The 1,865-nt window shown below is 47.0% G+C and carries 3 protein-coding genes; all 3 read left to right on the forward strand.

From position 1 onward, the window contains the following. Nucleotides 1-147 precede the first annotated feature (147 nt). The 3 genes from BN874_RS11580 (at nt 148) to BN874_RS11590 (ending at nt 1,734) form a co-directional block, all read left to right on the forward strand. Nucleotides 148-465, forward strand: coding sequence for a hypothetical protein (locus tag BN874_RS11580; RefSeq protein ID WP_034433449.1), 318 nt, complete (start codon nt 148-150; stop codon nt 463-465). A 449-nt stretch (nt 466-914) separates the two neighbouring features. Further along, the gene (locus BN874_RS23650) at nt 915-1,124 is read left to right on the forward strand and encodes a type II toxin-antitoxin system HicB family antitoxin (RefSeq protein ID WP_081756339.1); all 210 of its coding nucleotides are present in this window, start codon (nt 915-917) and stop codon (nt 1,122-1,124) included. A 394-nt stretch (nt 1,125-1,518) separates the two neighbouring features. Continuing rightward, complete coding sequence (locus tag BN874_RS11590; protein ID WP_034433451.1) at nt 1,519-1,734, forward strand: DUF2283 domain-containing protein; 216 nt, start codon at nt 1,519-1,521, stop codon at nt 1,732-1,734. The last annotated feature ends 131 nt before the right edge of the window (nt 1,735-1,865 follow it).

Here is a 1,865-nt window from a genome sequence, read left to right on the forward strand (position 1 = left end):
CCCGTGCAGGCCGTCTGATCATGAACAACCCTCACAGAAACACAATACAAGGGCGGGTTATCGGCGTATGTTGGGTTGCGGGCTTGCCCGTGGCCTGATTGAATCGCTGTAAACTGAACCCCCGCCCGGTGTGAATTGGGCGGGGTCATGCCCAAGTTGGATGAAATCAAAGCGCGACTGGATTGGCTTAAAGAGCAATTCAAGATACTGGTCGCCGTTCTGGTGGCTGATGTTGCTGGGCTTTCCAAGCTGTATTTGGATGGGGCAGTGGGTGTTCTGTTTTATTCTGGGCTGGTGCTATTGGGAATTCTAACGATTGCTGGGGTCATCGTTAGCCGTAAGATAGAACTCCATTTGGCTGAGTTGAGGGACATTTGCCATGACGACTCTATTGCTGATTTTAGGGTTGGTTGCGGTCAGCATTTTCTTTCTTTATCCAGCGATTACGACCCATTAGCATCGTAGCCGCGTAGGTTGGGTTGCCGTCTTTTTGGCAACCCAACAAAATCCCCCCGACCCCCCTTTTGCAAAGGGGGGAGAAGGGCGGTGAAACAATGACCCGCCGGTTCTCGTGAGCGGATCGGCGGGTTTTTTGGTGGTACAATAGACATTATCAGAAACAATAAGAGCATTAGATTAGAATTTTAATAAAGCTGTTATTTTTCAACATGTTAAATATTTATTTTTATTCGGTTCCTTATGTTTCTGATAATGTCTAATGTCTTGATGAAAAGAAATATACTGCTACGTCACCTGACACAACATGGAGCAACCATCTTGCGCGAGGGGCGTCGTCACACGATCATTGAAAATTGCGGATGCAAGTCGCAAATTCCGCGCCACACAGAAATTATGGACGAACTGGCACGAAAAATTTGTAAAGACTTAAATATCCATTTCGTGAGGTAACGGCTATGAAATACCGTGCTGTATTAAAACAAAGTGAAGGATGGTGGATAGGCTGGCTTGTGGATTTACCGGGAGTTAATGCCCAAGAAAAGACACAAGAAGAATGCCTGGAATCATTGCGCATCGGTGCAGAAGATATGCTCATTACACCGATAGAATGCGGCGGCGATACAGTCATGAAGTATGTTGAAGTTTCCGAACGTGCTACTGCATAGGTTCGGCTGCCGTCGGTTGGGCAACTTAATCCCCCCTGACCCCCCTTTTTCAAAGGGGAAAAGCGGTGAAACAATGACCCGCCGGTTCTCGTGAGAGGATCGGCGGGTTTTTTCACTCGTAGGAGGAACGACCATTTAATGAGCAATGATCATGATGTTGGCAACTGTCAAATGACGGACTATTTTCGTAACGATGTGTTGATGAAACGTCCTTATATTCAATTGCACTGGTGTCTCGCCGCGATTCAAACGCCAATACGACGTGAAATAAGGAAGAAGATGGACGTATTCGCCATTGGTGGTTTGTCCCAGAATTGCAACGTTATCTGCGAGTGATCACGCTTGCAGATGGTGTGACGTTGCACAATGCTTTTCCTGATAGGAGGTTTAAGCCATGAGACTTGCTTATGATCTAAACACCGATTCGCTTTACATTCATCTTTGTGAACGAACCGCAGTGGATTCTGACGAAGTGACGAATGGAGTTGTGCTTGATTTTGATGCAGAGGGGAGTTTGGTTGGGATTGACGTACAACACGCCAGTCAGAAAGCTGACTTAAGTTGTTTAATGATCAATCACAGCCCATTTGGACAGTTAAAAGCCGCGTAGCATCGTAGCATCGTAGCATCGTAGGTTGGGTTGCCGTGTTTTTGGCAACCCAACATTTTCGCTGAATCTACCTGAGGTGCCCCTCGTTTTTCGCTTTCCAACAAGCCGCGCTTAAGCCGCCTTTGGGTGCT

Origin of the sequence: Candidatus Contendobacter odensis Run_B_J11, from assembly GCF_000531125.1 — a bacterium.
GTDB lineage: Bacteria > Pseudomonadota > Gammaproteobacteria > Competibacterales > Competibacteraceae > Contendibacter > Contendibacter odensensis.